Annotated in this window: 5 protein-coding genes; all 5 read right to left on the reverse strand. The window is 57.9% G+C overall.

What is annotated here, in order from left to right; all coding sequences use genetic code 11:
* Window positions 1–2,711, reverse strand: a 2,711-nt coding sequence (locus WA354_RS00400) for a TonB-dependent receptor (protein WP_472811026.1), incomplete at its 3' end; no start/stop codon positions are given.
* Between the two features lie 63 nt (window positions 2,712–2,774).
* Window positions 2,775–3,965: a hypothetical protein gene (locus WA354_RS00405; protein WP_472811027.1), complete on the reverse strand. Its 1,191-nt coding sequence runs from the start codon at window positions 3,963–3,965 to the stop codon at window positions 2,775–2,777.
* Between the two features lie 277 nt (window positions 3,966–4,242).
* On the reverse strand, window positions 4,243–5,934 hold the full coding sequence (locus WA354_RS00410) for an ABC transporter substrate-binding protein (protein ID WP_472811028.1): 1,692 nt from the start codon (window positions 5,932–5,934) through the stop codon (window positions 4,243–4,245).
* Window positions 5,927–7,096 (reverse strand): anhydro-N-acetylmuramic acid kinase, encoded by a 1,170-nt coding sequence (locus WA354_RS00415; RefSeq protein ID WP_472811029.1) that lies wholly within the window; start codon window positions 7,094–7,096, stop codon window positions 5,927–5,929. Before WA354_RS00415 ends, WA354_RS00410 begins: the two co-directional genes overlap by 8 nt.
* Window positions 7,093–8,031 (reverse strand): glycoside hydrolase family 3 N-terminal domain-containing protein (locus WA354_RS00420; protein ID WP_472811030.1); only part of this gene is annotated, 939 nt, incomplete at its 5' end. The genes WA354_RS00420 and WA354_RS00415, both read right to left, overlap by 4 nt.

Raw genomic sequence — 8,031 nt, forward strand, 5'->3', positions numbered from 1 at the left:
CCACCGCCAGGAGGGCCACCACCCGGACCGCCGGCCGCTGCTCCGCCAGAAGACTCAAGCTTCGGTCCAACACCGATTGTTTTGCTGAGACGCAGGTTGAATGCGATGCTCGTCGGTCCCGTGCCCAGATTTGTCGGAACGAGCGAATCTCCCTCGCCGGGAGCCGAATTCAAACAACCAAACTGCGTCTGATAGTACTGATTGCTGCCGGCGGTGCACGACGATGCATCTGCATACGACGGCCGATTGTTGAAGTATTGATCGCCGGTCAAGTCATAACTTGAGACGACGTTGTAGGGGCGTCCCGAGCGAGCGATTAGAAACGGATTGAAACGCAGTGCCCACGGGCCCGTGTAGTTGCCCATCAGAAAGAGCATGTTCCGTGAAACGAAACTCGCGCGTCCGTAATCCTGGCTCAGGTTGTAGGAATTCGAGGCGTTACCGCCGGCGGCATCCGAATTGGCGAACGACAGGTTGTAAAACCCAAAGACTCCGAACTTTGGAGAGAGCCTGGCGTTCACGTTGAGAATCATCTGATTCTCTTTGAAAACTGCTTCGGGATAGTACTCGTTAATGATGCCGATACTCTGGTCCTGCCGTGGACCGGTGGTGCTGTTGTAATAAGTCGTACCTGGTAAAGGCGTGTACGCGTTGGCGTTGCGGGTCACCATCTGGTGAACGCCGAAGGAGTGAAGATAGGTCGCAGTGAGGGTGGTGCTCTTGGTCAACTGCCGCTCGATGCTTGCACCCAACTGCTGCGTTGAGGGCGAGCGGTAGGTGGGTGAGATCTGAACGATGGTGGTCTGTGGTGTTGGTGCGTAAGGCGCCGTCGGCTTGCATGCCGAGAAGTCCATGTTGTTCAGGTCCGTGCCGCTGAGGCAGGCAGGCGAGTCAATGGATGTTTGGGCCGAACCAGCGTTCAAGCCTTGCCGCGTTGAGGCCAGAAGGTCTGAAATGGGCAAGCGATCATAGAAGATGCCGAAGCCGGCGCGAAGCACTGTCTTCGCCGGTTTCTTCCCCTTGGCATCGAGTGCATATGCAAACGCGACGCGGGGGGCCCAATCGCTGCGATCAGCAATTTGATTCTGCGTCTCCCAACGCAAACCGCCGGAGATGGTGAGCCGCGGATTTACCTTCCAATCGTCCTGGAAGAAGAGTGATCCATCAAGAGTGCTGGGAGTGTACGAAACTCGCCCGGCCGTAATGCTCAAATTCAGAAATGCGCCCGGGGGCAACGTCGTCAAGCTCTTGCCCTGGGCCAGCGCATTGAGCGCGTCCGCATAACCTTGTTCAGAAAACACCAGCGTGCCATTGCGATTCTCAAACGAGGCATTGGCGTCGCGGTTGTACCGGAGCCACCCGCCGAATTTGATGGACTGCGTCTTTACACTCATCGTGGTGTAGTTCTGCAGTTCCATATGGTCCTGGTGATCGTTGGAGAATTGGCCGCTGGCGCCGCCGCTGGTGAAGTCGCCGCTAGCAATCAGAGTTGGCTGTGTACTGACCGGAGAGACGTTACTCAGTTGCCGCCGGTACTCGAAGCGAGTCTCGTTCACCATGTGATCGTTGATGATCTGCGAGTCGCTCAACTGGAATGTATTTTCGGTGGTCGATGAGGTTTCGGATTGGGAAGGAAGGGAAGTCGGGCCGATGTCGCCCGTCTCTGAGTCGTAGTACCACTGGTAGCGCAGTGTTAGCGTGTTCTTTTGCCCAAGCTGCAGATCGAGCCGCGGAGACACATTGATGTGGTTGTGCGGATTCGCCAGTGCGCCGGATGAACGCGTCGTCGAGATCGAATACAGCCCCGTGCTCGGGTCCAGTACCGCGGGGTAATAGGTGTAGACGGCCTGGTCGTGGTTATCGCGCTGCTCCATACTTAGGAAGAACGACGAGGTCTTAGTCAACGCGCCGCTGACAGTTCCGTTGTATTGGATCCGATAGTAGGAGGGCACGTTGGGCAGAAATGGACTACCCGTATTGAATGCGCTGTCATTTCCCATGACGAACGCTTGTCCGTGCAGCTTGTCTGTACCGGGCTTGGTAAGGATTTCAATGCGGCCATAGCCGAGCCGGTCAAATTCCGCCGAAAATGGATTCTGGTTGATGCGGATTTCGCGAATGGCCGACTTGGGAGGAAGCTGTCCACCCGTAAAGCCATCGATATAAATCTGCCCGCCATTTGGCCCCGCTGAGGGACCCGCCAATGCCGTAAGCTCGTTCGACAATTCATCCGGATCATCCGATAGTGCATCCAGATCTTTGTCCTTCAGTACCAGGGAGCTTGCATTTGCGCCTGCTTCCACGCTGACCGTCGGCGTTTCATCGCTCACCACAATGCTCTGCTGCTCCACCTGGATCGCCATGGCGATGTCGACACGCTTGATCTGACCCGCCGCGACCGGAATGGACTGCGATTGAAACGCGGCAAAGCCCGGATATTCGGCGCTCACAATGTAGTTACCGGGCGTCAATCCGCTCACAGAGTAACCGCCGCTCGCGTCCGCTGTAGCCTTGCCCGCTGCAATTCCGTCCGCTGTCGCGATCGTGATCGTAGCGCCGGGAATCAGCGCACCAGTCTGGTCCGTGATGTGCCCATGAATGGTTGCAGTCGCTGCGGTGGCCGGGGGTGCTTGTGCATGTGCAGCAAGGCTCACAAGACCAAGCGCCAACGCAATCAAAAAATGAATGATGCAATGAAGTCGTAGATGCACTGATTCCTCGCTCAATTTCTTATGAGTGCCAAAATTGGAAATGCCAAATCTGGTTCGAATTTGTTATTGGGCTGCCGCTTCGGCTCCGCCCGAGCCCATGCTCCAGTTAGCCAGCAGATCGCGGGAGGCGTCGGGGCTCTCCAGCAGGGGTTCGACCCCGGCCAGCAGCTTGATGGCAGTCACATCAGTCGCGCCTTCTGTCGATACCAACATGACCGCTTCGCCTTTTTGCAGGTCGCCGAGTTTCACCGTCGGCGCGCGATCAAGAACCTGCGCGAGATTGCCGCCCGCGCCACGACGTCCCTGACCACCGCCCTGGCCTGCGCCCGGTCCGTATCCCGCTGGTGCAGAGGTTGCCGGTTCACCACCCTGCGCACGTCCCATCGTGGTCGCACCGCCGGCCGCTGAGGCTCCGCCCTTCAAACGAGCCGCAATCATCTTCGCCATCATCTCCGGCAGACGCCGCATCTCCGCGTCCGGCGTAACGTGTACCATCACGTTCTTCTTTGTCACCAGGTCTTTCACCGTCAACGTAGAAGCAGTCGCGTCAACCGAAACAACAATGCCGGAGATATTTCTAAAGCTTCCAGAAACTACGTCAGTGGCCGTAATCTCCGATCCGTCCGCATTCTTCTGGCCAAGTACCTGGAACTGATCGCCAGCATGTACCGCATCCAGCGGCGCCGGCTGCGCATCCGCAAATCGAATCGAGGTTGCCGAGTAGCGCTTGAGCACCGTGGTCTTCGTAATGTGAACGGTGACTGTCTTTGCGGTCGGCCCGGCGCCCGTCGTCACTATAACGACGCCCGCAGCTGCATCAACGCTCTTCACCAATCCGCCCGCGCCGTTGCGCTGCCACTCTTCACGCTCCTGTTGCTGCCTCTGCGCAATGTCGGTCTGTTTCATCGCCACCACTTGCAGCGCTCGCGGAGTTGCGCCCGTCGCATCGGGGTCCAGTTTCACCAGCACACGGTCGCCGGTGGCAAGATCGGTTAGATGAATTGTCTCTGCCGCGCTAAGGTCCTTCTGTCCCGGTGCCAGCCTCTTCATCACCGCAGTCGCTGGAACCTCCACCTGCTTCGAATCGCCGGCATCGGTCTTCACCGTAATCGTGCTTCCATTGATCGCCGTGAGCGTACCGACAAATCGAGTGGGAGCCTGTGCATTTACTCCGATCCACGCCGCCGCTATCGCAACCAGGAGAAACAACCGCGCGATGGTTACCGCAAATTGATTCCAGTTCTTGCTCTTCATCAATCTCTCCGCGCATACGCATTAAAGACGCTGCGCTGTAATCGTCATCTGTTTCGGTAGACGAGCCAGCCATGTAAAAGGTTGAGAAACAGTGCCAAACTATGAACTCATTTTCGCGAAGACCGCAGCGAGGTCTATGTATCGGTATACAGGGCAGTTAATTAGCTGGATTTCTTAAGGGAATCTTAAGCTCTGAAACGTCTGAACCCAATCCTCGGAACCAGGGGCGCGGCACGACGCTTGTCGAGAAGAAAGCAGCCTCTATCGCAGCATCTAACTAAGGCTGCAGTTCCGCAGTCTCAAGAAATGCAAAACTGCCAGAGGCTGTCGGCCTCACATTCGTCAGCCTCCGGTTGTGCACCACCACCGTGTCCTTGTACCAGAGGTTGATTGCCGGCAGCTCCTCGGCGAGAATTTGCTGCGCCTCAACGTAGTCGGCACGTCGCTTAGCCTGGTCCGTGCTCGTCGCGCCGTCGTCAAGCAGCGCATCCACCTTTGGGTTCGAATAGTGACCGCGGTTGGCGCCCTTCGGCGAAAAACGCGCGGTCGAAAACGCATAGCTGAAAATATCTGGCTGCTCGTTCCCCCCGATCCAGCGCAGCGAATACAACTGAAATGCCCCGCGCGTCACATCGGCATAAAACGTCGCAAATTCAAACGTCCGGATTTCCAGCGCAATCCCTACCAGCGCCAGTTGCTGCTGCAACACAGCCGCCAGCGAGCGAACATCTTCCACCGTGCTGGTCTTCATCGTCACGTGGAATCGCACCCCATTTTCACGCACCGGATACCCCGCCTCGTCGAGCAATTTCTTCGCGCGTCCTGGATCGTATCCAAAGTTCGCCACATCTCCCGTCCATGCCCAGTGCGTTGGCGGCAGCAGGCTCACCGCAGGTCGCGCATGTCCGCGCAACAGCGTGTGAATAATCAGGTCGCGATCGATGGCGCATGAGATCGCCTGCCGCACCCGCACATCCTTCAGCAACGGATCGGTCAGATTGAATGCGAGGTACTGAATCTGCGTGCCCGGCGCGTCATTGACTTCCAGGTTTGGCCGCGCTCCAAGAATCGGCAGCGAATCCATGGGAAGGGAATTGATCGCCACATCACCCGAACCCTTCTCCAACTCCAGCGACTCGGTAATCGGATCCGGAACCACCGCGAACCGCACGCGCTCCAGTTTCGGCTGCACTCTCCAACTCAGCGGATTGCGCTCGATAATTACGTTTTGATCGATCTGCTGGCTGACGAATCGAAATGGTCCGGTGCCAATAGGATGCTGCCAGAAATCACGCCCGCTGCCTTCCGGAACCACCCCGAACGCGCCTGTTGCCAGGTTGATCAGCAGAAAATTATCTGGGTGCTTCAGGTGCAGGATGACAGTTCCCGGGTCCGGAGCCTCGACCTTTGCAATCGACGCATATGTTGCCGACTTCGCCGTAATCACGGTTCCGTCGCGCATGGAATTGATGCTCCACGCCACATCCCGCGCCGCCATCGGCCGCCCATCATGAAATCGCACATCCTCGCGCAGATGAAAGACCAGCGTCACCGGATCGCGCAGTTCCCAACTTTGCGCCAGCGCTGGCGTGAAATGAAAATTCGCATCCTTTGCGACCAGTCCATCGAAGATCAGCTCGTCAATATGCTCCGACTGCCCATCCGTCCCAACCCGCGGATCAAGATTCGTCGGGCTTGACTCAATCAAAAACACAACCGTATTTGGATCACGCTTCGACGTATGACAGCCGAGAAGCGCAAAGAGCGCAACCAATAAAACAGCCTGAAATCCAAACGCGAATTTGTGCAGGACTAACGTATGATGTCGCTGGACGCTCGTCGCGGGCGGGTTTGTATCAGGGCACGACTTCAGTCGTGCCGATACCACTCCACAGAGGACAATGGGCTTTTGCCCCTGCGGACAGGAATTCCAGGTCGCAAGACCAGAGGCCAAAGCCCATCTAGACATACGTGATCTGCCCCAGAATCGCAGGTCGTCTCGCCCCTGTTGCCGTCGGCACGTTCCCCGGCAACTGATGCCACGTCATCCAAGCCAATAAGGCAAACGCAACCGCTTCCTTCGCCTCCGAGGGAAGTCCGAACTTTTCGCTTGTCGTTACCGCGCATCCCATCGGTTCCAGACGGGCCATCAGCATCGACATCAGCTTCGCATTCCGCGCGCCTCCGCCCGAAACAATGTAGTCCACGGGCATGCCCTGCATTTTAGGCAGCACAAATCGATCAAAGCCTCGCGCAATGCTCTCAGCCGTCAGCGCCGTCGCAGTGGCCAAAGCGTCTTCAGGTTTACGGCTTGTTCTCCGACAAGCCGCCAGAAACTTCGCTGCATACTCCCGTCCAAACTCTTCTCGCCCGGCCGTCTTCGGCGGCTGCAGCGCAAAATAGCGAGCGCGCAGCATCTGATCCACCACTGGGTCGAGTACTCTCCCACGCGCAGCGAGACCACCATTACGGTCGTAGCCTCTATTGAAAAGTTTCTGCGCCAGCGCATCCATCACCATGTTGCCGGGGCCGGTGTCGAATGCAAACTCCTCATCGAAGCTCGCGCCTGCCGGAATCGCTGTCAGGTTAGCGATGCCACCGATATTCTGCAGAACACGGCCGCGCTTTCGATCGGCAAACAGAACATGATCCAACAAAGGCACCAGGGGCGCACCCTGTCCCCCCGCAGCCATATCCGCGGGCCGAAAATTCGAAACCACTGGAACCTGCACCTCCGCCGCAATCAGGGCAGCCTCGCCCGCTTGCCACGTGCACGCGAATCGTTTGCCCGCATACGCCGCCGGCACAGCCTGGTGATACAGCGTCTGTCCATGACATCCGACAAGATCAACTTTGATGTTGTGCCGCTCCAGCGTAGCCCTCACAGCCTCGGCATATGCAATACCCAATCTCCAATTCAGTCGTGCCAGTTCCGCCGTTGAGGTTGACTTCGCATTCATCGCCGTAAGCACAGCTTCGCGCAGCACAGCCGGATAGCGAAAGCTTTCATGCGCCAGTAGCGTCAACCGTGGCTGCGTCTTTACCGGAGCAATCCTTACAAGGGCAACGTCGATACCATCGGCTGACGTTCCGCTCATCACGCCGGCCACGATCATCGGCTTCAATTTCACGAAGCCTCCGCCGGAGACGAGGCCCTCGGAGCAGCAACGGCCGAAGCATCCACCAACGCCGCCACGGTTTCGTTGAAATCCAGAATGCTTTTGCGCAGCGCTTCCAGCTTTTTCACACTCAGCACGGGCGCCACGCCCTTCGCATACAACCGCGCCCGTTTCCGCGCAGAGTCGCGAGCTGTTGTCAGTAGCACCTTCCGGAACGCCGCCGACCTCTCGCCTTCAGAAACTAGCGCCTCATACGTCCGCAAAATCAGCTCCGGGCTATGGCAGATCTCCAGCAGATCCGATCCCGCACGAATCGCCGCCACCGCTGCGTCTTCCACCGGCAAGAATTTCAGAATGCCGCCCATCTCCAGATCGTCGGAGAGAATAATCCCCTTGTATCCGATCCGTTTCCGCAGCGTCTCCGCAATCCAGAAGCTGGATGCGCTCGCCGGCTCGTTCTTTCCCGGTGTCCGCGGATAAGCCGCATGATTCATCATGATCATCGGCATTTCTCGATGCAGTTCGCGGTAGGGAACTACGTCCTCTTCCCAAAGCTGCTTCCATGCGCGCTGAATGGCCGGCGTCACAAAGTGCGTATCGCCCGTCGCGCCTCCGAGCCCTGGGAAATGTTTTCCGCACCCCACTACTCCCTGCGCCGCAATCCCCGCCAGAAACTCCCGCGCGTACCCATTCACTTCGGGTGCATTCGTCCCGGCCGTTCGCGAACCCATAACTTCTGCTGCTTCAGGCAGCGCAAGATCCACCACGGGCGCGAGTGTCGTATTAAAGCCGAACGCTTTGACAGCCCGCGCTATCAGCTCGCCATGCTTGCGCGCCAGTGCGCTGGATCTGGATGCCGACCCTCTGGGTGCCCCATTCTTTTGCGCTTTGGGAGTCCGCATCGCCGCCGCAACCGCCTGCGCCGAGGCAATCGGCGCCAAAGCGTC

Source organism: Occallatibacter sp., assembly GCF_049802275.1.
Lineage (GTDB): Bacteria > Acidobacteriota > Terriglobia > Terriglobales > Acidobacteriaceae > Telmatobacter.

Excerpts from the sequence above, each read along its gene's own strand:
- WA354_RS00405 (WP_472811027.1), bottom strand. The coding sequence starts at position 3,965 with ATGAAGAGCAAGAACTGGAATCAATTTGCGGTAACCATCGCGCGGTTG.
- WA354_RS00410 (WP_472811028.1), bottom strand. The coding sequence starts at position 5,934 with ATGTCTAGATGGGCTTTGGCCTCTGGTCTTGCGACCTGGAATTCCTGT.